We start from the raw sequence: 22,657 nt of genomic DNA on the forward strand, positions 1-22,657 counted from the left end.
TTAATTCAATCTGGCTGCGTACATCCTACTCACAAGCTCCATAACTATTAGTTATAAACGCGATAATTGGTTACAAGCGGAATAAGCAGCAAGCTCGATAGCCAAGCTCACCTCATCGCTTTATTTAAACCTAGCTTTCAATTGGTTAATGGCTTCCGGCGGTGCCACTTTGCTCAATGATGAAATACATTGCTCAAACGCCTTTGGTACGCCCGGTATATGGCTGTTTCGCGCCAACACTTCACACTGAGCATACAGGTGCTGTGGGTTGCGGCTAAATTGGTAAGCCTTGTGCAGTGATTGACTTGCCGCAAGCACATCAGATTTCTCCAAAGCCAATCCGTACACATACCAATATTGTGGGTCGGTTTGCGCAGTTTCAGCGGCTTGTTTAAGGTAGTGCGTTGCTTGTTCGTAATCTTTCACACGAAGCAGAGACAATCCTGTGCTGTATGGCAAAACACTCGATTTAGGCTGAGCTTCAATACCTTGCTTCAAGGTCGACAACGCTTTTGCCTCGTTACCTTGCGCTCGATACAAATCCGCTAAATTGGCGTAGCTGTTTTCGAAATAAGGCTCAATCTCGATAGCGCCTAGATAAAACTCAATCGCTTTGTCGTGCTGGCCTAAATCTCGGTAAACGTTGCCTAGGTTAGTACGTCCAAATCCTCTGTCGGCATTAAATTGCTGTATTTCAATGTACTCTTCTAATGCAGGCTTGATTTGGTCTTTCTGCAGAGGGTTCATTTCTCCCCAATAACGCACTAATGCGCCTGCGGTTTCTGAACGAATCGACAATACAGGGTCTTTCAGTAGCGGCTCTAGAATTTGCCAACGGTCAGTGAATGGGAAACCAGACGAGCCTTGTACCACACCCAAACGGATCATTTCATCATCATGTTTCACCGCTCTTGCCAGCGAAATAAGCGTATTCTTACCCGTATTACCGCCCAAACGTTCTAAGCTCGATGCACGAATGATATTGCTTAAGCTAGAGTCCTGAGCCGAGTATGCCAACGCATCCTCTGCACCTCTGTGCCCTATCGAGTCAGCATAAAAGGCAACGGCAAAGTGCTGCTGATTACGATACTTAGAATCTGGGAACCACTCACCGATTTGCTTATCTGCCCACTGGTCGGTTTGATCTTCATGACAGCTAGTACACACGTTCGGCGTCTTGATGTGTTGGCTAATATCAGGGCGTGGGATATGCCAACTGTGGTCACGTCTTGGGTCGACCTCCATGTAAGTCGTCTCTGGCATGTGACAAGTCGTGCATTGTGAAGCTTCAGTATTCGCTTCGTGGAATGTGTGCTTTTCAGGCGTGTATTCTGATGCAATATGACATTGGCTACACACGGCTTCTTCCGCAATTTTTAGTTTAGCGGTATGAGGATCGTGGCAGTTAGTACATGTGACGCCTTTTTCAGCCATCACGGATTGAAGGAAAGATCCGTAAACGTAATCTTCATCGTAGATTTGACCATCGTTGTGGTAAAGCTCTGGGGTAATCAAGCTCAAGCGATACTTATCAAAGAAAGACCCGTTAACGTGATCACCCGTTTCATTTAACTGAGTACGACGGCTGTGGCATTGAGCACAGGTTTGAACTTGATTGGTATGGATGATGTCTTTTGGTTGCAGGGTTGAATTACCCTCTTGATAGATCCACTCTTTGACCGACTTCGACAAGTCGCGGTCAAAACTATAATGCGCCGAGACTGGAGCATCCTTTCCACCGTTAGCTTTTGCTAGCTGAGCCTTTTCAACGTGCTCACTCGCAGGGCCATGACACGCTTCACAACCGACATTAATCTCAGACCAAGTAGTGTTGTAGGTATTACTCGCGCTGTCGTAGTTTTTCTCTAGGTTCGTTGAATGGCAATCAGCACACATGAAGTTCCAGTTTTGACCGCTATTGGTCCAGTAGAATTCATCGGTGTTGGTGGTATCAGGATAGAGGTGAAACCAGCGTTGACCGCCTTCGCCCTCAGTGCGAGAATCCCAAGCGAAAGGAATCAACTGTACACGGCCGTCTTCAAATTCAACCATGTATTGTTGTAGTGGTTCAAAGGCAAAGGTATAGCTGATTTTGTAATCTTTAAAGTGGCCGTCTTGCCCTTCAATATTGACCCAGAACTCTTCGCCCTTGCGGAAAAATCGGTTGGGTTTACCGTCATGAGTGAATGTTTGATCGTTGAAATCGCCTAATACAGATTCGTCTGTAGCGTGCTTCATCGCCATATCATGATGAGAGCCCTCCCACGCTTCGACTTCTGCACTATGACAATCAACACACGCTTCCGAACCGACATACGTGGCTTTAGAGCCGATAGGTAAAGCATCAGAGCTAACGTGCGAAGCTACAGAGTTGGCCTTTGAAATATCAGAGTTGATATTAGGGTCTTGCTCGTTGGCATAGGCGTTCAGACTGAACAGCGACAACATCAGTGAAGACAAGATTGCGGATAATACTGCGACTCGCTGGTGTTTCAATCCGTTTACCAGTGAGCACAACCATGCAGACATAACATTCCTTGTTTTTATACATCCTTATGCTTAATAAGGTAGACGTAAAAACAACGAATTTACAATTATTTAGTGGCAATGAGCTCGATAGTTGTGACTCATATTCACGACCGGGATTTACTCATCGGTATGCGCATAAAAAAAGAGCTCCTAAGAGCTCTTCAATCTGTTCAGTTTCACTCAAACAATCACTTACTTGTTATGAGATTCCTGAAGTTTTTCCATTACCTGATCCAAGCTAAAGCTCGCGGCTTTTTGGCGTGGCGGGTATTCAGCAAAGGTTTCTAGGAACTTGCCGACATACGCCTGTGCTGGAACGAACATATAAGCATGGTCTAACAACCAATCGTAGTATGTATTCGATGTAATGTCTGCGTTTTCGTATGGGTCCATACGCAGGTTAAACAGCTTAGGAAGACGTAACGTCACGAACGGTTCAGCCCAAATTTGCATGGTACCCGTCGCACGCTGCTCCATGAACACCGCTTTCCATTGGTTGTAACGAAGCGCCGCTAGATCACCATCATCGGTAAAGTAGAAGATCTCCGAACGACGGCCTTTCTCTTCTTCACCCGTTAGGTAAGGAAGGAAGTTGTAACCATCTAAGTGAACCTTAAACGTTTTATCACCGGCAGTATGACCTTTGAGTAGCTTCTCTTTGATTTGGTCATCACCAGCGGCGGCAACGAAGGTTGGCATCCAGTCCATATGGTGCATGATTTCGTTAGATACGGTTCCTGGTTCAATCTTACCAGGCCAACGAACCATTGCTGGTACACGGTATGCGCCTTCCCAGTTGGTGTTTTTCTCACCACGGAACGGGGTTGTACCCGCATCAGGCCAAGAGTTCATGTGAGGGCCGTTATCCGTTGAGTAGAAAACAATCGTGTTGTCTTTGATACCCAACTCATCCACTTGCTTCAATAGTTGCCCAACGTGTCGATCGTGCTCAACCATACCATCAGCGTAGTTACCGACACCGGTTACGCCTTTACTGTCGGCTTTCACGTGCGTTCTAAAGTGCATACGTGTCGCGTTCCACCACACGAAGAATGGTTTGTCCGCTTTCACTGCGCGATCCATAAAATCAAGTGCCGCGTCTAGTGTTTCTTCATCAACCGTTTCCATACGCTTACGCGTCAGTGGACCGGTATCTTCAATCTTGCCATCAGCGAATGACTTAATGACACCACGAGGGCCAAATTTCTTACGAAACTCAGGATCGGTTGGGTAATCTTCATTCTCTGGTTCTTCTTCAGCATTTAGGTGGTAAAGGTTGCCAAAAAATTCGTCAAACCCGTGTGCTGTTGGAAGGAATTCATCTTTATCGCCAAGGTGGTTTTTACCAAATTGACCTGTCATGTAACCCATAGGTTTCAGCATTTCTGCGATTGTCGCGTCTTCTGCTTGTAAGCCAATGTCTGCGCCCGGCAAACCTACTTTACTCAAACCCGTTCGTAATACACTTTGTCCCGTGATAAAGGTAGAGCGACCCGCAGTACAAGATTGCTCTGCGTAATAGTCCGTAAACATCATCCCTTCTTTCGCGATGCTATCAATATTCGGGGTTTTGTAACCCATGAGACCGAAGGTGTATGCACTCACATTGGATTGACCAATATCGTCCCCCCAAATAACCAATATATTTGGCTTTTCAGCCGCAAAAGTGGCGCTGGACGCGGCCATCATCGCTGTACCCAAAATCGCTAATCGACGTTTAGCGCCATATTTCGCTGTCATAGAAACCTCTTCGTAAGTTATTTGCATCCTGCCCTACAACGTATAGTCCATTTTTTACACATGCGCGAGATACCCTAAGCTATTAATCTTTTTGTCATTTTTATTGAGATACGGATACAGAAATCATCGATAAGGTTTACGCCAACAAACATGATAAGGATCACACATACAAACTAAGGCTTTATTCTACGTACCCACTGGAGCTGATATTAATCAATAGGTTACCTAAGCATCATAACGATTGGTTATAAGCACTATAAAAGGACGTAACGGAATTTTGAGAATAACATTTGCTCATCGATGCGTTGTTCTAACGCATTAATCTTAAAAGTGAATCGGAGTCCTTATGGGTACTAAAATTAATAAACTAGCATTAGGTGTTGGCTTATTAGCAGCTTCTTCAGCGGCAACAGCAGCAGAAAAACCAAACATTCTTGCTATCTGGGGTGATGACATTGGTGTATTCAACATCAGTGCATACAACAACGGTATGATGGGTTACGAAACACCTAACATCGACCGTATTGCTAACGAAGGCGCACTATTTACTGACCACTACGGTCAACAATCGTGTACTGCTGGTCGTGCTGCATTCCTAACAGGTCAAGAACCTTTCCGTACTGGTCTATTGACTATCGGCATGCCAGGTTCGGACCACGGTATCCCTGATTGGGCTCCAACGATCGCAGACCTTCTTAAAGAACAAGGCTACATGACAGCTCAGTTCGGTAAGAACCACATGGGTGACCAAGACAAACACCTTCCAACGAACCACGGTTTTGACCAGTTCTTCGGTAACCTGTACCACCTAAACGCCGAAGAAGAGCCAGAAACATATTACTACCCTAAAGACCCAGAGTTCCGTAAGAACTACGGCCCTCGTGGTGTAATCAAGTCTACTGCTGACGGTAAGATTGAAGATACTGGCCCAATGACGCGTAAGCGTATGGAGCATGCGGATGAAGAGTTCCTAGAAGAATCTCTAGCATTCATGGAAAAAGCGGTAAAAGCTGACAAACCATTCTTCATCTGGCACAACACCACTCGTATGCACGTGTGGACTCGCCTACAAGAGAAATACCAAGGTAAGTCAGGTATCAGTATTTATGCTGATGGTATGTTAGAGCATGATGACCATGTTGGTGTGCTTCTAGACAAGCTGGATGAACTAAAAATCGCTGACAACACTATCGTAATTTACTCTACCGATAACGGTGCTGAAACGGTTTCTTGGCCTGATGGCGGCGCAACTTACTTCCACGGTGAGAAAGGTACAACTTACGAAGGTGGTATGCGTGTGCCTCAGCTAGTTCGCTGGCCTGGGACTATCAAACCTGGAACAAAAATCAACGATATCATGGGCCACCAAGACTGGATTCCTACTCTACTAGCAGCCGCTGGTGATGATAAAGTGGTTGAGAAGCTAGCATCTGACAAAGGTGCAACTTACAACGGTAAAAACTGGCGCGTACACCTAGATGGTTACAACTTCCTGCCTTACTTCCAAGGTAAAGAAGAGAAAGGCCCTCGTGACAGCATGCTTTACTTCTCTGCTAACGCTGAGCTAAACGCAGTACGTTGGAATGACTTCAAGATTTCGTTTGCTGTGATGGATGGTAACATTGTGGATGCAGTTCGTTTCCAACCAAACTGGCCTCAAGTTGTTCACCTACGTGCTGACCCATTCGAGAAAGCACCGCACGAGTCTGGTATGTACCTACGCTGGATGGCAGACAACATGTGGTTATTCGTTCCAGTAGGAAATCAGGTTCAAGAGTTTATGACGACGCTACCAGATTACCCTATGCAGAATAGCCAAGTACTGAACCCTGGTAACTTCAACCAGAATGCATACATGCTTCAAGGTAAACTTAAGCAATTAGAAGCGGCAGCAGCGCAAGCTAAATAAGCTTAGATAGGCGGTGTAGATTGTTCAAACTGTATAGATGTGTATTGCACTAAGATTGATAGTAAATACATAATCTAGTACGAAAGCCGTGATAACTCACTTGAGTTACCACGGCTTTTTTCGTTTAACGCCATTCGGCTTAAATTCAATTGAAAGAGCTTCATTCAATTCTGACTAAGATCTCCCGATCAATCCCCGCTAGACAACTACCTAAGCGATTTAATTTCCTACCACTTGTCTTGCAACATCAAGTATGCGCAACTAGGTTTATAAATAACACCTATCATTGGAAAGTGAAATGAAGGTGATATCAGAAGGATTCTGAATTGCCATAATTGTCAAAACTAGATGGACTAATGTTATGAAAACGCCATGTTTAGCAGGAATAAGCATCACTGTCATTGTCGTTTCAGTCGCTATGCTAGTTTATGACGCGGCCTCTTCAAAAATGCACACCTCGCTCGAACACCAAGAAGATCACGCCCATGAAAGCGATCATGATGACTCTCACTCTTCAGGGCACTCCGCACATTCCGAAGAAAAGCACGCACATAAAACCGTCGCTTCAAGCCAACCCATATCCCCGATTCCAAACTCTCCCGAGATAAATCATGAACTGGCCAAAATTGGTTGGGTGCTATTTAAAGACCCGAACCTTTCTTCTAACCGCAGTGTGAGCTGTGAAAGTTGTCATAGCCTGCAAACCAACGGCGCAGAGGTGATTCCAGTTTCGATTGGCGTAAACGGCGCAGGGATGAGAAATTCACTCACCGTTTTTAACGCAGTCTTTAACTATCGGTTCTTCTGGGATGGTCGGGTGAATAATCTCGGCGATCAAATTGATGGCCCAGTGCACAACGTCGATGAAATGGATTCAAACTGGCAACATATTACGGATTATGTGTCTCAATCGAAAACTTACATCGACTTATTCCAAGAACAATCAACGCCCATTGACGAAGCTTCAATTAAGGCTGCTCTTATTGAATTTATGCAGGGTTTGACCACACCAAATGCCCCTTTCGACCTGTATTTACAAGGTGACAACGCAGCACTTTCTGAAACCGCCAAACGAGGTTGGGAAACCTTTCAAGAAGAAGGCTGTATTCGTTGCCACCAAGGTACCAACATTGGTGGAGGCATGGTGATGCGATTTGGTTACTTCGGGTTATCGAAAACAGGAACCGAACGAAGTGAAGACCAAGGTCGCTTTATGTTTACCGCGCAACCACAAGATAAGCATCTATTTCGTGTTGCTAGCTTAAGAAACGTGGCGATCACTGCACCCTATTTTCATGACGGCCAAACAGCCACACTCGAAGAAGCGATCAAAATCATGGGTGAAAGCCAACTCGGTAAAACGTTTGAGAAACAGACCATCAACGATATCAAGGTCTTCCTCGAATCCCTTACCGGTAACCGTCCTCAAATGTTAATGGAGTTTGAAAATGAATAAGATCAGACTCATATTTCTACTGTTTGTATCGCTTTTCATCGGCTTAATTAGCTTCATTATGCTGACCTACTCCGAGCATGAAAAGGTCACCGAATATGGAGTGCCTATTCGGGAGTTAGGCCATGAAGTATTAGAAATGCGTGATCACATCACCAATGCAGCGCTTGCGGGTATTTCCAACCCTTATCAAATGTCTGCAGATTTGGTGGCTTTAGAAAGAGAGTTACAACTGCTCAGAGAAAGTTATCAAAGCGAGAATATCCACTCTACGTTCTTTAAACACTTACCAACAGCGCAATTATTGGAGCGCTTCTACGATGCTTCAATGTCGAACTTAGATACGCTAGACAACCTAGTAGGACTTAGTGTGGCTCGTCAGTTTATTTTGCAATCTTTAACTCTACAACTCACAGAGAGCAGCTCAACTGATGCTGAGATAAACAATGCAAATATCGACATTCAAAGCGCGCTTCTTGCGAGTGTGTTGGTTGGGGGAATCGAAATTAACCATTCTGGTGTCAACTCCGAGCTGGCGAACCTTTATAAAACGTTTACCGAACTCAACCAGCAACAAAGTCAGCTGTTATCTCAAGTACTTTCAGCACACAGCATGGAGTACATTGAACATATTGAGCATGAGTTTACCGATCTGCAAGACCAACTTAAAAGTATCATCGTTAAGCTTATTATCGTTTTGGCGTTGCTGACTTTAGCGTTCTCATTCACCATGTTTTTCTTCCGAGTCTTCGAACTCAAAAGAAACAACCTCTCCTATCAAGAAGCCGCAGACAAAGCAGAAAAAGCCAGCGAAGCAAAATCTCTCTTTCTAGCGACCATGAGCCACGAGTTACGAACCCCAATGAATGGTGTGTTAGGTATCGCTCAAATCATAAAGGAAGACTCGCAAAGTTTAGATACTCGCAAACAGGCCCAAATCATCATTGATTCAGGACAACACCTTGTCACCATATTAAATGACATTCTTGACTTTTCTAAGGTGGAACAAGGCAAGATGGCGTTGGAATATAGCCCGTTCTCTGTCACCGACGTCGTGACACACCTTGATAAAACATTGACACCTCTTGCAGAAGACAAAGGCCTAGCTTTTATCATTAAAGATAACATTCCTACCAATATTCAGTTGATTGGTGACTCTGCACGTACACGTCAGATCTTATTTAATTTAGCAGGCAACGCAGTCAAGTTTACTGAGTCAGGAAAGGTTGAAGTGGAATTCTTGATTGCACCGACTACCCCACCAAGCGTGAATATATTAGTGACTGACACAGGTATTGGCATTGCAGAAGACAAAATCGACCATATATTTACCGCCTTTGAACAAGCCGAGCTCTCAACAACCCGTAAGTTTGGTGGCACAGGGTTAGGGCTTTCCATTGTTCAGCAGTTAGTCGAACTGATGGGCGGAACAATTAAGGTTTCCAGCCAGCTTGGTTTGGGCACTCAATTTAAGATCTCTTTGCCGTTGGAGATGCATGAGCTTGAAGAACAAGTCATCGACCAAACGCCAACCAAAACCAATGAGACTCTCGATGACTTCTCAGTATTGTTAGTCGAAGACAACAAGATCAACGCAATGGTGATTAGGAAGTTCTGTGAGTCGATAAACTTAACGGTTGAGAATGCCTACGACGGTTTACAGGCCTTAGATAAGTTGGCGTCAAACCAATATGACCTGATCATAATGGACAACCATATGCCCAACATGAGCGGTATTGAAGCGATTCAAAAAATCCGTGGCGAACTCAAGCTGACTACGGTTGTTTTTGCATGTACCGCCGATGTATTCAAAGAGGCCCACGATGAATTCATCGAATCAGGCGCAGACTTTGTACTCACCAAACCGTTACAGAAAAACAGCTTACAAAACGCCATCAACGAGTTTCACCAACAGTTTGAGGTCAACCGCCATCACTCCGTTAACGCACACAATCTTCCAAACAAGGAAAAAAGTAACATCACGATGTTAACGCGTCACCCTAAGAACAAATTGCCACTCACAGAGGAAGAACTGTCGCGTAGCCAATTTTTAGCTAATGATGAGCTTAAAACAGACGAGAAACTCAAATGCTTAACTTCTCTCGTTGATGAGCTAGAAAACGAAATCGATGAGTTAATAGAGCTATTTTCGGACGCCAAGCAGGATGACCTCTCCAGAACATTGAAGGCGGTTAAAGAGATTGCAGCAAGATATGAAATGAACGAAGTGCTTGAACTCGCGAGCTCAGCCGAACAGATAGCCGTTCAACACATCATGCCCGAAGCAGAATTGCTTCAACAACTGATCAATCGATTGATGGTCAATAGTCATCAAGCCACTCGATTGATACACAAACTCCACCAGCAACGCAAAATGGGGTAAAGGAAGGTATCACATGCTATGGAATTTGAACTTACCTAGCACCGGCCCACACTTGTTCTTGGCTCTTGGTGCAACCATCATTTTTGTGGTCGACTATCATGTACCTTTGGGCATTGCTATGGCCGTTCCCTACGTTACGATCGTATTGCTTGCGGCAACAACGAAAGATCCAACCTCCACTGTGATGTGGGCTATCACCTGCACCTTGCTAACGCTCATTGGCTACTACACATCTAGTACGGGCAGTGAAACCTGGTTCGTCGCCTTCAATCGCGTAATTACCATCTATGCTATTTGGATTTCGGCAATCGTTCCTATTTATGTCTCTTTAAAACCACATCAAGCGCCAACGAACGTCGATGAAGATGCTTTAACAGAAAATAAGGCAAGTCCACGCTCTCACCTGACTAGAAACCGCACAATAAACACGTTCAAAAACTAGGCTTAGGTTAAGTTTCGGTGAATTTTACCAAATCGAGACAAGGCAACTTGAAATACTTCTTTATGCATGCGAGTGTAGAACTACTCACCTAAATAACTGTATGACTATGAAAACATTACAATCCATTGCGCTGCTTTCGACAATTATCGCAGCACCACAAGTGTTAGCTGACGTAACAATTGAAGTTCCTTCTAGCGCAGATGCTTTAGTCGAAGTCTTAGCTGTAAATGAAGCTAAACCCGATCTTGACGGTGGTTTCTTCTCTTCGAGCAAAACGATCACCGTTCCAGATGGCGTAAACCAAATCGTTTTCAAATATCAAGTTGCTTTCAGCCAAGGCAACGACCGTGAGTTTGTCGACAGCGATACCATTATTGCTACTTTTGATGCGACAGACACAGCATTGACGTTTGACATGCCTAAGTTCCGTAACACCAACGAAGCGAAAAAAGGCCTTCAAAACTTAGATTGGAAACTGGTTGATGAAAACCAAAATGCAATCAGTGTTAAGCAAGACAAACTTATCAAAGATGGCATGCAGATTGGTCGTAAGTACCCGCAAGAAGCGAAGGAGTACAACCAGAAAGGCGGCATCGCTGCACTTACAGTAGGTTCTAGCGCGGGCGTAGCAGCTGCTGTCGCACAACCGGTAACGCTTCCAACAAAGATTGACGGAAATGCAGCAAATACAGCTGAAGAGATGCTCTATTTCTGGTACGAAAAAGCGGATGCTGAAACCAAGCAGAAATTCAAAGACTACGTGAACAAGTAGCTCAATGAGCTTAATTTAAAAATGAAAGAAGCTGGCAAACTGCCAGCTTCTTTTTTGTCTTCATCTAGATGATTTAGGCTTATAGAGATTAAGCAGACTCAGTCGATAACACTTTACCATCCACTTTAGTTGGCCATCCTAGCGCTTTATACTCAGCTGCTAGTAAATGGGCACAGCGGCTAGAAATTCTGGTCAAAATCAGCTTTAGCTAAGTAACCTTGAACAAGCTCTCGATATTGCTGCTTCAATGGCGCTTCAATAAAGCTCGCGTCTATCGCATTCAAACTAAACAGCGCTAACTCCTGATGCGTCATCTCATGAGCTTTGCTCACCGCATTAAAGTTATCCGACATGTAACCACCAAAATAAGCAGGGTCATCCGAGTTAATCGTTACAGCCACACCCTTTCTGAGCAGTTCGACAATGTTGTGGTCTTCCATCACATCGAATACACGCAATTTAATATTCGACAGTGGGCACACCGTCAGTGGCATTTTGGTTTCAATCAGCTCTTCGATTAGAGCTTCGTCTGTCATGCACTGGACACCATGATCCACTCGACTCACGCTGAGCATTTCAATCGCATCGACAATGTTTTGAGCCGGCCCTTCTTCTCCTGCATGCGCCACCGTCAAGAAGCCCGCTTGTTTTGCTTGTTGGAATACACGCTTGAACTTCTCTGGTGGGTGTCCTAATTCAGAAGAGTCCAGTCCAACCCCGACGATCTTATCTTGATGCTTCAATACCTCTGCGAACGTTTGAATGGCGCTCTCTTCAGATAAATGGCGCAGAAAACATGCGATGATTTGAGAGGTAATGCCCAACTCTTTATGACCCTGTTCAAGCGCACGATGAATGCCGTTAATAGCGGTGTCGAATGCAATGCCACGATCGGTATGTGTCTGAGGATCAAAGAAAATCTCAGTATGGATAACATTGTCGGCTTTACAGCGTTCTAGATAAGCCCATGTTAAGTCGTAGAAATCCTGTTCTGTGCGCAGTGCATCAGCACCTTGATAATAGATATCCAGAAATGACTGTAAATCATCAAATTCGTATGCGCGTCTTAGTTGCTCTGGGGATGAATAAGGCAGCTCAATGCCATTGCGTTGAGCAAGCTGGAAAAGTAACTCAGGTTCGAGCGAACCTTCAATGTGTAAATGCAACTCTACTTTTGGGAGCCCTTGAATAAATGCGTTCATATTTCACCTACTATGGATTTTAGGTGTGCACTTACTCTGAATAATAGACAGGAGGTTTTCTTGAACGCCATTACAAAGAGTAAGAACACAATTGTGATCTAAACCCTTCGTAATCAGCACTTTGCGGGAGCTGGTAGAGACCCCCAAACCATATCATTGGGGTTATACGAAGCAAACGGTTGCTACTATACAGAGTTTAATGGGAATTTCACTAATCAATTGCTCATTAACCGATTTCTAAAGCAGGAACCTGTTTGGTTCGATCTCAACGGTAATCTGGTCGTATTCTCGACATCAGCAACATATCGATGTACTTACCCGCTTTGAACGTACTGAGTCTTTTTGTGCCTTCTAACTGAAAGCCTACACGTTCATACAAAGCAATAGCGGCGTGGTTATCGGCATGAACCTCTAACTCAAGACGCACGAGATTAAGCCAGTTATCCGCCTGATTGATCGCTTCTTGCATTAACGCCTTACCGACCCCTTTACCATGCATATCTGGGTGAATAGCAATACCAAGACCAGCGCAGTGCCTGTCTCTTACCTTGGTGGTCATGAATAAAGTAATGTGACCCACTACTTTGCCGGAGACTTCCGCAACCAGAGTGAAATGGTCTGAATGACCAAACAGTCGCTCCACTTGTTCAGAACTAAGATAAGGCTTTTGTGAGGTGTTTTCTGAAACTGAAGGGCGGCGATAAATATCGAAAACATCTTGGCTATCCGTTGCTTCTAAATGTCTAATTTGTATTTCCAAAGCGCTTCCTTATCCTATTATTTCTATCCATAAGCTAATTTTCATATTACGGATAGCAACGGGAACCTACAACCTTTAAAGGTGTAAGTGCCCGAAATAATTAAACAAATAGTAAGACTGAACTTAAACTTCTGCTTTGATGAGTATTTTTAAAATAGTGTGAATATCAGAATTTATAATCCACACCCACACTCGCTAATACTTGCTCGGAGTTATAGAAATCGATATTAGAATCTATGCTTCTTAAACCCAGTAAAGTAATGAACGCCCAATCTTTATAGCCCATCAAACCACCAAACTCATAAGCTAAGAATGCACCGAATTCATTCTCTTCACGTACTTGCCCGTAAATTGGATTCGACTCATCATATTCACGATCACTTGCATCTAGGGTGACAACAAAACCATGACGACCGATTCTCTTCGCGTAGTTTAATTCAATACCATAACTATCGAAGCTGAGTGCTCCTCCTTCTGCGTCTGAGTGGAAATACACCATTGAAGGAACAAATAGACCTGCGTGGTTTGGTAAGATAAAGCGGTATCCTGCTTTGGCGTACACATAGGTTCTTTCCCTATCCAGCAGCACAGTATCTTCCGGAGATAAGCCTTGGCTACCAGATAGCTCTTCATCAACATCTGATTGCCCAAATGCGAGATCCGTTCGAAAACCAGTTCCACCGATATTAGTGAGCTGCAGTCGTCCTACATTACCTTTCACATCCGTTTCATTTCGATTAACGCCAACAGCATACGGATCCGTCCAAGCCTTACCCGAGATAAGCGTAGGAATAACAGAAAAATCCAATATGGTGCCACCAGAAAGTTGATATCGATAACCGATCTCAAACGCAATGGTACCTGTTGCAATATCCTCTCGTGTCGTACCCGCATACACTTGGTGAGTCAGCGATTCGCCAAAAGTATATTGAACAGTACCCAAAAAGCCGAGTAGCCCTTGGTTTTCACTCTCCCCTTCCTGGGTGTTGGTGGCTTGATTCGAATCTTGTTCAGTACTCAAATTACTACTGTCAGAGTAGAAACCGGCCAATACACTGAAGTTACCGCTGAAGCCTTCACTTGGAGCAAGGCCACTGTATGCAGGCATTGAAGCCAATGCAGAAAAGACTACTGGTAAAACAAACCTCATATTCACATCCATTACTTGAATAATCACCAAATAACTATAAGCATCAAATAACTATAAGCATCAAAATGGAATTATAACAAGCATTTGACAACATAAATTTATTCGCTTGACGCTGTCGATATCGCTAACCATTCACTCAAAGACACAACAAATTGATCTATCACGATTGGGCTTTCGTAATACCTCTCGAAAATAACGGACAAAACTCAAAGGAAGACAATATGTTTAATAAATTAATCAAAACCATGTCAGTGCTAGTTGCGACGCTTCTTTTTACGGCTTTTGCTCACGCTGATCACCACGGAATGAAGAAAGATATCGTTGACGTGGCGGCTGAAAACGGCTCTTTCAACACCTTGGTAGCAGCGGTAAAAGCGGCAGGCTTAGTTGAAACATTGAAAGGTGACGGTCCCTTCACAGTGTTTGCGCCAACGGATGAAGCGTTCGCTGCGCTACCAGAAGGAACGGTTGATATGCTGTTGAAGCCAGAAAACAAAGACAAGCTGATCGCAGTACTGACCTATCATGTGGTGCCAGGGAAAATAATGGCGTCTGAAGTGATGAAACTTGATAGTGCCGTAACAGTGCAAGGCGAAGCGGTAATGGTAGGAATTGATCACGGCAACGTGATGATCAACAAAGCGCAGGTCGTGATGGCAGATGTTGAAGCAAGCAATGGTGTTATCCATGTGATTGATGCTGTATTACTGCCCAAATAATAAAGATGAACACAAATCAAAGCTTCTTAGAGGGTGTGACAGGTTCACACCCTTTTGACGTTTAAATACCAAGTTAAGATCGGTATCAAACTAGCCAAGCCTGCCTTGATATAAGCAAGAACCCGGATTACATAAACAAGCGCCCGAATATCAGAAAGGCCGCCATCGATACCACCTTCGTGAAGACCACCACCCAGATGCAGTCACCAATACTAGAGTGCGTCGCTTTCCCGAGTAAGAACACAAACAGAATCAACCCTAACACCCAGCCTACTGTTGGAATCAATGACACTAGAGCAACGATAACAGCAATAGTAAGAAGGGATTTAAAATCTGCGACCACGAAAGACATTTTAGAGGCGATGTGCATACAACATGCGGTGATTAATGCGTCCATCACAAACACTAAAGCTTCAATTCCCACGTTACTTCCTTCACTCAAATTAGTTGCAGTGAATATTATCGCTAAAGTGATGATTTTTCTTGAATAAGAGAACAAAAAGCAGGTGAAAACTGTGTCAAAAATGAGATTACCGTTCGTCTGAAGGCATAGGTTTATTTGTTCGAGTCTTCTAAGCCTTTGACCAGTGCTCGCGACCGAGTCTGATTTGCTTTTTGATAGGCATCAAAGCCATCTTCGCGTTTACCTCCGAACAAACAAAGAAACGAGTTGATGACAAATGAAAAGAATGAGATGACGACAACAAAGAGAGGAAATAGCCCCGACACCCCAGCATCTAAGGCAAGAACGCCAACAGCGAAGGACAACATCGACACCAATGTATATAGTTTAGATCTACTCACATGACTCATGAACAACACTCCTTGTATTCATTCAATGTTTAGATTAGACAAATTATCTTGCACACAATTTGAACTCATCGACAATATCAATAGATCAGGAAAAGTTATCCTTAAAAAGGTTCATTAATATTTCAAACTCGGTTTCTGTAGCCCTACGAACACTAGCCCGCCTATTCAACTGACTTTTCTATCTTCAACTACCTTTTCCATCACGTAATTGGTCAGCTTTACACCACGCATTTCGACTTCCTGTTCATTCACCACCTTAAAACCAAGATGCTCATAGAAAGGCCTTGCGGTAATACTTACTTCAGAGAAATATCTCGATATACCACGAACTCGACCCACAGTGAAAACATGTTCCATCAACGCTTTCCCTACCCCCTTCCCTTGATATTCGTGGTGACAGAAAAAGTGATCAATCAAGCCACTTGGTTGCAGGTCAGTATAGCCAACTACGCAACCATCGAGTTCAGCCACAAAGGGTTGTAACCCATTCATACGCTTTTTCCATAACGCAAAGTCAAAGCTACTGGGTGCCCAAGCTTCGACTTGCTGTTGAGAATAATCTCGAACATTCACGTTACGTACCGTATGAAAGAAGATCTCCCACAGTGCTTTGTCATCATTCGCTTGATAGTTTCGAATTCTAATCACAACATACTCCTTTTTGTCTTAAGTCCTTTCTGAGGTGAAAATAAACAGCTGAATCAGCAAGCTTTATAACCTAACAGCCTCAGCTTTAGAGCAAGATATCAACGATAAAACACAGCGAGCCAGATCGTCACCGCATCTTTATCCGTCCTCAGCACCTTGTGTTTTTCACCTGCGGAAATATTGAGATAATCCCCTTTAGACAAGGTAACAATGCGACCATCTTCAAACTCAATCACTCCTTGCCCATCGATCACCATTACCCATTCATTCTCATCTTGATCATACCAACCCTCGTCTGGTGAACTGTGACCATATGAGAGTATTCTCTCGATTCGAATGTTGTCGTTGGCAATCAGGTCATTGAATATTTCATTGGGTATTGATGAAGGAACATCATTGTAAATGTTTGGCATCAAGCTCTCCTAGCTAGCATTGAATTGATTAACAACTTGGGCCTTAGCTGTACTGTAAACCTAAGCAGCGGCACTCTTTTTGAAGTAAAAACGGTAATAGCCCACCAAGTTACTGCAGATAAACAGCGCCTCCATAACAACCGCTGTTGGCGAACCAACTAAATAATTGTGAACCAACCAAAAGCTGGTTCCGATGATCATCAATTCTCTTAATCGACGGTCATCTTTATTGAAGGCTGCAAAGGTCTGAAATACGGAGGCAAAGCAACTCAATATGCTGGTCAGCCCTGAGTAAGTCACTGCGGTTGCGACCACCGACATCGAAGAAAACAAATATTTAAACTTAGACGAGGTAGAAAATACGCTCGTCAAATAGCGAATCGTGGCAATCGTCATTAAGCTCGCCGCTGTCCATTGTTCAAGAAGGATAAAGTGACTCGAAATAAGAACGCCAGCAAAGAACAGACAAGTGACGATTTTCTTCCTTTCCTTGAATTGGAATGACAGAAGATCAAAACAAATGGCTATCGCGACTAATACTTGGGAAAGATAAAAGGCAGACACGGTGATTCCTTCAATAATAACATTCCGCCCTAGCCGCTTCTTTCACGGTGAATAATCGAATAAAACATACTAGGCGGTTACAACAAAACAGAGCAAACAGCGCTCTAAAGCTTCTATAAAAATCTAAAGCTTCAACACACCACTAATCACAGTGGTCGCAGAGCCGATTAACTTTATTCGCCCATTAGCCAATAATTCAGTCGACATATAGCCACCACGACGAGACGCCTGATAAGCACTGAAACTGCTTTTGTTGAGCTTTTCTGCCCAGTGTTGCGTCAATGCGCAATGTGCCGAGCCAGTCACAGGATCTTCATTAACCCCAACCCAAGGTGCAAAGTAGCGAGAAACAAAATCAAGTTCCGTATTTGCTGCCAATGCTGTCACCACTACACCTCGCCCTTGAATACCTTTTAACGCATCAAAGTTTGGTGAAAGCTCCAATAACACTTGTTCGTTGGAAACTTCGATTAACTGCTTAGAGTCAAATTCTCTGAATGAAACTACTTGATGCGGATCTAAACCTAGGTGTTCAAGCAGCGTGAGGTTGGGTTCAGAACGCAATGATAGCTGTGTACTAGGAAAATCAAGCTCGATAGACGATTCACAAACGGCGGCAGATAATTCCCCAGATAAGGTGTTAAACACGACCTTATCACCTGTCTCAAGCAGTCCTTGTTCTTTCATCACATGAACCGTTGCCAGTGTGCCATGTCCACACAGCTTCACTTCGACTTCGGGAGTGAACCATTTAAGCGTCATAGTGTTAAGCGCGAGAAAAGCCGTTTCAGATACCGCCATCTCTTCAGCGATTGAAAACATTAACGACTCATCCAACGGCTCTTTGGAGATACAGACCCCGGCAGGGTTCCCTTTAAACGCTTGAGTTGTAAACGAATCTACTTGATATATCTCTAAATCCACAATGGCTCCTAAATGCACAACATTTCCCAAACCGGCAATCATGGCTCGTTGGGACATAACCTAGATATTGCTGCCCACAATAAGCACAATCACCTTGTGCTACAAGTCTTTAGCAACAACTTTATCGATACTTATTGAGAAACGAAACAAATGATAAACAAAACGTTATAGAAGTGTTTTTAGGGATAAAAGAACATTGAACATAAGAGTAAATCGCGATGGCAAAACAAAGGAATAACGACGATTAATACGAGCGAAAACCCGAAAAAGGTAATCACCGCATCATTATTTAATGCTTAATAACTTGTAAGAATGGATATTATGATGAATATTAATTTAAATAATCCATTCACGGACAATAAACTGGAATACGTACTTGTGTTGAATACGATACGACGGAGTCATCCTTGCCTCACACGATAAAGGTTCGGTATCAAGTAGGAGTAGCAAGTTGCTATTTGCATGAAATGCATGAAGTTGAAGTTAAATTAAGTGCCTAAATTTAAATCATGTCGCAAATTTTGGGCTACGATTTAGTTATCACGTACGAAAGGGAATCCGTCAGTGAAAGCGTTTTGCGTATCAATACTTGCGTCAACATCCTTTTTGGCTAGCCCTGTATTTGGCCAGCAGCATGATATTTATCTCTACAATTGGGATGAATTTTTATCTGACAGCGTCGTTACCCAGTTGAGTGATACCTACGGCATCTCACTAAAGCAGCAATATTTTTCTGACGAGTCCATTCGTGATGAAGTGCTATTGAGTGAACGACGAGGTGCGTTTGAATTGGTTGTCATTGAAAGTATTAAACTGAAAGCGCTGGCTAAACAGAACTTATTCCACAACCTGAGCGACTTGCAGCAATCCCTTTCAAGCAACTTTGACTCAAGATGGGTGGATGGGTGTGGCGAATATGGAATCCCCTACGCTTGGGGGACATCCGGCATCTTATACCGAAGCGGAAAAGTTGAGACTCCCAAGTCTTGGGGCGCTCTTCTAGACCCTGAAACCAAAACCAGCGGCCGAATCAGCATGTATTATGAGCCTACGGATTTGGTGAGTGCTGCGCTTCTGATGAATCAATTTGAGCCGTTTACCAACAACGAACAAGAACTTCGAGTCGCTTACAAAACGCTACAAGCACAGAAGCCTCACCTTGAAAGTAATGAATACGTTGTCGATTATATTCGTCATCCCGAACACTTAGCCAACATCGACCTCGCCTACGGATACTCAGGTGACAGCTATGTGCTTAATGATGCCGAACCTGAGGCATCTTGGGCCTACACAGTGCCTCTAGAAGGAACAACCTTATGGTTAGAGTGTATGGCTGCAATTAACAACGGAGAGCGATCTCCACAGGCAACCACGATTCTCTCCTTCTTATCGCAACCCGAAATCGCCGCTCAAAACGCAATGGATTCATGGTTTGCAACGCCAAGTTCAAAAGCAAAAGCACTCACTTCTCAGGAGTATCAAAACGATCCCGAGCTTTTCCCGAATAAAGAAGTATTAGATCGCAGCTACCTTTATCAGCCGTTAGAACCGAGTAGCATTCAAATTCGCAATCGTATTGTCGACAGTTTGAGATAACTCATGCCAGTATTGAAGAAGCTCTATTTTGTACTTTTACCAACGCTGACATTTGTGCTCCTGATAGCAGGAATCGTGATGTACAACTTCGCATCAAATCATGCTAAGCACATGTATTTGGACAAGGTGCAATCTGATGTGAACACCGCTTTAGTCGCGGCGGAATACGAGCAGCTCGGCTTGTCCTTACTAGTTAAAGATATCGGTTCTTCGTTGCAGTTCCTCCGCTACATTCAAAACCCTGGCGACTACACGACTCTATCGCTATTGGAAAAACGAGTACTCCGAGTATTAAGCCAGAATCACGTCAATCAATTTGGGCAACGCAATGTTTATATCATGGACCCTAAGTTCAAATTAACGCTTTCGACTCTCAGAGCCGATCCTTTCGAGGGGTTAAAGATCCCTGACAAGATTTACGAAAGAGTCTTCGATATATACACCTCGTTAATCAGCAAAAATGAACTCTCCTACGAAGGCTTCTCTTATATCTCGATCAGTGGAGAGCTCAGATACTCGTATGTTGCAGCAATTGACCCTTACCTCCTTCCTCAAGACAAACGTGCAAGTAACAGTTTAAATCGCTACATCTTGATTGCTGACGGGCCTCTGATGCAACTCTCTAGCCTGCTAATCAAATACAATGACGATGACAATATTCAGTTCTTAATCGAGCCATCCTCAGACGCTGCCAACATTGAAAATACCCAATTCGTTATCAAATCAATTGAGCAAACCCAAGATAATATCAATGTGCAGATGACCAGCCGACATCTCATCGCGCAAGTAAATATTCGAGAACAAAAGTTCAACCATGAGAAAGCCATCATCGCTAAACAAACCTTGTTAGGTGGCTTTGGTACTCTCTTTACGATCATGTTGATCGTACATTTAGTGGTACGTTACCAACTCGTGCGCCCGCTTAAAGACTTACTGCAAGAGATATCGATCGGCGGGCTCAAACTTAGATACTTCAAACGCTCATCAGGGCAAAGTGAAGTTGATGGTTTAAAGAACGCGTACATAGACTCATTAACAGAGTTGAAGTTCGAAGCCGAATTCGACCAACTCACCAAGCTAGCTAACCGACGCTCTTTCATCAGACACCTTGATGTACGACTAAAAAGCTCGATGAGCCCACACTGCTATGTGGTTTGTTGGGACATCATCGATTTTCGTAAAATTAACGATCTCTACGGGGCAAAAGTTGGTGATAATGTACTGATAAGCTTAGCTAAAGCACTGAAAGAGACACTACAAAACCAACAAGCCTCTTTGGGCTTTAGTTGCAGTGATTACTCTTTAGCCAGACTGGGAGGGAATCAGTTTATCGCGATCTTGGAGATGGGTAAGAACCAAGTGATAAACGAAGAAATTGAGAACATCAACAATACGCTGACTGGCACCACCTTCCTTGACTACTATGGGTTTCGATTATCACTCGCAACAGGTGTTTTACCGCTCGACACGCCAAAGTTCGATGAGATTTGGCACCGATGCATCGATGAAATGTTAGCTAATGCGAAGTCTCATAGTGATGGCGAAAGTCGTATTGTTTATGGCGAAGAGTTGTTGCATACCTTGGAACGCCATGACGTTGTAGAGAAAAGACTCTTAGAGTGCTGCGAAAGTGACAACTTTGAACTTCGCTTTATGCCTATTTTTAACGCCAAGACACTTCAGATAGATGGCGCGGAGTGCCTGATTCGTTGCCCAGCCTTATTCGATATCGATGCGGGGCCAGAAGAATTTATCCCAGTTGCAGAAAAGAGTAACCTTATTGCCAGGCTCGACATGTGGGTCATTGGCACCGCGATCAAAAGCTATAAAGAGCTTTCAGAACTTCATAAATACAAGGGCACTCTGTCAATTAATATCTCGGCGATGGAGCTCTACAACCGTAATTTTGCCGACAACATCCGTAAAGTACTCGAACGTTATCAAGTGCCACCTGGCAACATTATTATAGAGATTACCGAGACCAGTTACGTGAAAAGTACCAAGCTTACGGTGCAGACTATCGAGAGCCTCAGAAGCTTAGGTTTAAAGGTCTCCCTTGACGATTTTGGTACGGGCTACACAGCGTTTAACCAACTTCTCCACTACCCTGTGGATGAGCTCAAAATTGATAAGAGCTTTATCGATAACATGGTAGACGACAAGGCCGCCCGCAAGATGGTCGAATCTATGGTTAACTTAGGCCACTCTTGTGACACGCTAGTCGTCGGAGAAGGTGTTGAGTCGATAGAACAGTATCATTACCTCAGAAAAGCCAACTGTGACCTAATACAAGGCTACTTCTTCAGTCAGCCACTCACTTACCTGGAATTCATCGAGTTTGTTCGAAACCATAACCCGCAAGCAATTTTAAACCCGCAGTCTGTTAGCAGTTCGAGATCTAACGAGCGAATCGTTGCACTCACTCAAAAGCAGTAACCTTAAACCTAAACCTCAAAGCCTCTCTTCCTATTCAAGCGCGGAAAGCCACTATAGCTATAACTAGTAGTAGAACTATCTTCATCAGAGCAGGAGCTCTCTATTGGCTGCACATTGAATGAGGAGGCAAATAAAGAATGGCAAAAGCCATGATAGTGAAGCGGGAGAATGGTGAGCGTACAGTCAACAAAACCTAATGATCTA

The 22,657-nt window shown here is 43.8% G+C and carries 19 protein-coding genes and 1 riboswitch; of the genes, 8 read left to right on the top strand and 11 right to left on the bottom strand.

Annotated features, from left to right (window positions below):
• Window positions 1–120 precede the first annotated feature (120 nt).
• Together AB6E54_RS02975 and AB6E54_RS02980 are read right to left on the bottom strand one after the other, a co-directional pair.
• Window positions 121–2,529 (bottom strand): tetratricopeptide repeat protein, encoded by a 2,409-nt coding sequence (locus AB6E54_RS02975; RefSeq protein ID WP_372105990.1) that lies wholly within the window; start codon window positions 2,527–2,529, stop codon window positions 121–123.
• Between the two features lie 192 nt (window positions 2,530–2,721).
• A complete protein-coding gene (locus AB6E54_RS02980; RefSeq protein WP_017060009.1) occupies window positions 2,722–4,269 on the bottom strand; it encodes an arylsulfatase in 1,548 nt (515 codons plus the stop codon).
• A gap of 346 nt (window positions 4,270–4,615) precedes the next feature.
• On the opposite strand from AB6E54_RS02980, the gene AB6E54_RS02985 reads away from it, so the two are divergent.
• The 5 genes from AB6E54_RS02985 to AB6E54_RS03005 all read left to right on the top strand — a co-directional run bounded on the left by AB6E54_RS02985 (window position 4,616) and on the right by AB6E54_RS03005 (window position 11,228).
• Window positions 4,616–6,178 carry an arylsulfatase gene (locus tag AB6E54_RS02985; protein WP_017064704.1) on the top strand — a complete coding sequence of 521 codons (1,563 nt, stop codon included), beginning with the start codon at window positions 4,616–4,618 and terminating at the stop codon, window positions 6,176–6,178.
• Window positions 6,179–6,539: 361 nt separating this feature from the next.
• Window positions 6,540–7,634, top strand: a complete 1,095-nt coding sequence (locus AB6E54_RS02990; protein WP_372105988.1) for a cytochrome-c peroxidase — start codon at window positions 6,540–6,542, stop codon at window positions 7,632–7,634.
• A complete protein-coding gene (locus AB6E54_RS02995) occupies window positions 7,627–10,014 on the top strand; it encodes an ATP-binding protein (protein WP_372105986.1) in 2,388 nt (795 codons plus the stop codon). Before AB6E54_RS02990 ends, AB6E54_RS02995 begins: the two co-directional genes overlap by 8 nt.
• 13 nt (window positions 10,015–10,027) lie before the next feature.
• Window positions 10,028–10,456, top strand: a complete 429-nt coding sequence (locus tag AB6E54_RS03000) for a hypothetical protein (protein ID WP_102332869.1) — start codon at window positions 10,028–10,030, stop codon at window positions 10,454–10,456.
• 106 nt (window positions 10,457–10,562) lie between these two features.
• Complete coding sequence (locus tag AB6E54_RS03005; RefSeq protein WP_372100647.1) at window positions 10,563–11,228, top strand: DUF2057 family protein; 666 nt, start codon at window positions 10,563–10,565, stop codon at window positions 11,226–11,228.
• A 179-nt stretch (window positions 11,229–11,407) separates the two neighbouring features.
• Here the strand turns inward: AB6E54_RS03005 and AB6E54_RS03010 are convergent, their stop codons facing one another.
• From AB6E54_RS03010 to AB6E54_RS03020, 3 genes are all read right to left on the bottom strand, one after another.
• Complete coding sequence (locus tag AB6E54_RS03010) at window positions 11,408–12,430, bottom strand: adenosine deaminase (RefSeq protein WP_136979512.1); 1,023 nt, start codon at window positions 12,428–12,430, stop codon at window positions 11,408–11,410.
• A gap of 90 nt (window positions 12,431–12,520) precedes the next feature.
• A riboswitch (purine riboswitch) is annotated at window positions 12,521–12,620 on the bottom strand.
• Window positions 12,621–12,695: 75 nt separating this feature from the next.
• The gene (locus AB6E54_RS03015; RefSeq protein WP_017066469.1) at window positions 12,696–13,190 is read right to left on the bottom strand and encodes a GNAT family N-acetyltransferase; all 495 of its coding nucleotides are present in this window, start codon (window positions 13,188–13,190) and stop codon (window positions 12,696–12,698) included.
• A 166-nt stretch (window positions 13,191–13,356) separates the two neighbouring features.
• Window positions 13,357–14,340: a DUF2860 family protein gene (locus tag AB6E54_RS03020; RefSeq protein WP_102332872.1), complete on the bottom strand. Its 984-nt coding sequence runs from the start codon at window positions 14,338–14,340 to the stop codon at window positions 13,357–13,359.
• A gap of 221 nt (window positions 14,341–14,561) precedes the next feature.
• Between AB6E54_RS03020 and AB6E54_RS03025 the strand changes: the two genes are divergently transcribed.
• Window positions 14,562–15,059 carry a fasciclin domain-containing protein gene (locus tag AB6E54_RS03025; protein WP_017060018.1) on the top strand — a complete coding sequence of 166 codons (498 nt, stop codon included), beginning with the start codon at window positions 14,562–14,564 and terminating at the stop codon, window positions 15,057–15,059.
• Window positions 15,060–15,186: 127 nt separating this feature from the next.
• On the opposite strand, the gene AB6E54_RS03030 is transcribed toward AB6E54_RS03025, so the two are convergent.
• The 6 genes from AB6E54_RS03030 to AB6E54_RS03055 all read right to left on the bottom strand — a co-directional run bounded on the left by AB6E54_RS03030 (window position 15,187) and on the right by AB6E54_RS03055 (window position 18,421).
• A complete protein-coding gene (locus tag AB6E54_RS03030; protein ID WP_372105984.1) occupies window positions 15,187–15,483 on the bottom strand; it encodes a hypothetical protein in 297 nt (98 codons plus the stop codon).
• Window positions 15,484–15,614: 131 nt separating this feature from the next.
• On the bottom strand, window positions 15,615–15,872 hold the full coding sequence (locus AB6E54_RS03035; protein ID WP_017060020.1) for a hypothetical protein: 258 nt from the start codon (window positions 15,870–15,872) through the stop codon (window positions 15,615–15,617).
• A gap of 165 nt (window positions 15,873–16,037) precedes the next feature.
• Window positions 16,038–16,520: a GNAT family N-acetyltransferase gene (locus AB6E54_RS03040; RefSeq protein WP_372168744.1), complete on the bottom strand. Its 483-nt coding sequence runs from the start codon at window positions 16,518–16,520 to the stop codon at window positions 16,038–16,040.
• 98 nt (window positions 16,521–16,618) lie between these two features.
• Window positions 16,619–16,933 (bottom strand): cupin domain-containing protein, encoded by a 315-nt coding sequence (locus tag AB6E54_RS03045; protein WP_065584628.1) that lies wholly within the window; start codon window positions 16,931–16,933, stop codon window positions 16,619–16,621.
• A gap of 60 nt (window positions 16,934–16,993) precedes the next feature.
• Window positions 16,994–17,497: a YgjV family protein gene (locus AB6E54_RS03050; protein ID WP_017060023.1), complete on the bottom strand. Its 504-nt coding sequence runs from the start codon at window positions 17,495–17,497 to the stop codon at window positions 16,994–16,996.
• A 123-nt stretch (window positions 17,498–17,620) separates the two neighbouring features.
• On the bottom strand, window positions 17,621–18,421 hold the full coding sequence (locus AB6E54_RS03055; RefSeq protein WP_065584627.1) for a PhzF family phenazine biosynthesis protein: 801 nt from the start codon (window positions 18,419–18,421) through the stop codon (window positions 17,621–17,623).
• Between the two features lie 564 nt (window positions 18,422–18,985).
• On the opposite strand from AB6E54_RS03055, the gene AB6E54_RS03060 reads away from it, so the two are divergent.
• Entirely contained in the window at window positions 18,986–20,017 is a 1,032-nt protein-coding gene (locus tag AB6E54_RS03060) for a PotD/PotF family extracellular solute-binding protein (protein ID WP_102393763.1), read from the top strand.
• A gap of 3 nt (window positions 20,018–20,020) precedes the next feature.
• Entirely contained in the window at window positions 20,021–22,453 is a 2,433-nt protein-coding gene (locus tag AB6E54_RS03065) for a putative bifunctional diguanylate cyclase/phosphodiesterase (protein WP_372105982.1), read from the top strand.
• The last annotated feature ends 204 nt before the right edge of the window (window positions 22,454–22,657 follow it).

This window comes from Vibrio sp. 10N.247.311.49 (assembly GCF_041467655.1).
In the GTDB taxonomy this organism is placed as follows: domain Bacteria; phylum Pseudomonadota; class Gammaproteobacteria; order Enterobacterales; family Vibrionaceae; genus Vibrio; species Vibrio crassostreae_C.

Excerpts from the sequence above, each read along its gene's own strand:
- AB6E54_RS02990 (WP_372105988.1), top strand. The coding sequence starts at position 6,540 with ATGAAAACGCCATGTTTAGCAGGAATAAGCATCACTGTCATTGTCGTT.
- AB6E54_RS03000 (WP_102332869.1), top strand. The coding sequence starts at position 10,028 with ATGCTATGGAATTTGAACTTACCTAGCACCGGCCCACACTTGTTCTTG.
- AB6E54_RS02985 (WP_017064704.1), top strand. The coding sequence starts at position 4,616 with ATGGGTACTAAAATTAATAAACTAGCATTAGGTGTTGGCTTATTAGCA.
- AB6E54_RS03010 (WP_136979512.1), bottom strand. The coding sequence starts at position 12,430 with ATGAACGCATTTATTCAAGGGCTCCCAAAAGTAGAGTTGCATTTACAC.
- AB6E54_RS02980 (WP_017060009.1), bottom strand. The coding sequence starts at position 4,269 with ATGACAGCGAAATATGGCGCTAAACGTCGATTAGCGATTTTGGGTACA.
- AB6E54_RS03025 (WP_017060018.1), top strand. The coding sequence starts at position 14,562 with ATGTTTAATAAATTAATCAAAACCATGTCAGTGCTAGTTGCGACGCTT.
- AB6E54_RS03020 (WP_102332872.1), bottom strand. The coding sequence starts at position 14,340 with ATGAGGTTTGTTTTACCAGTAGTCTTTTCTGCATTGGCTTCAATGCCT.
- AB6E54_RS02975 (WP_372105990.1), bottom strand. The coding sequence starts at position 2,529 with ATGTCTGCATGGTTGTGCTCACTGGTAAACGGATTGAAACACCAGCGA.
- AB6E54_RS03035 (WP_017060020.1), bottom strand. The coding sequence starts at position 15,872 with ATGAGTCATGTGAGTAGATCTAAACTATATACATTGGTGTCGATGTTG.
- AB6E54_RS03005 (WP_372100647.1), top strand. The coding sequence starts at position 10,563 with ATGAAAACATTACAATCCATTGCGCTGCTTTCGACAATTATCGCAGCA.
- AB6E54_RS03045 (WP_065584628.1), bottom strand. The coding sequence starts at position 16,933 with ATGCCAAACATTTACAATGATGTTCCTTCATCAATACCCAATGAAATA.
- AB6E54_RS02995 (WP_372105986.1), top strand. The coding sequence starts at position 7,627 with ATGAATAAGATCAGACTCATATTTCTACTGTTTGTATCGCTTTTCATC.
- AB6E54_RS03065 (WP_372105982.1), top strand. The coding sequence starts at position 20,021 with ATGCCAGTATTGAAGAAGCTCTATTTTGTACTTTTACCAACGCTGACA.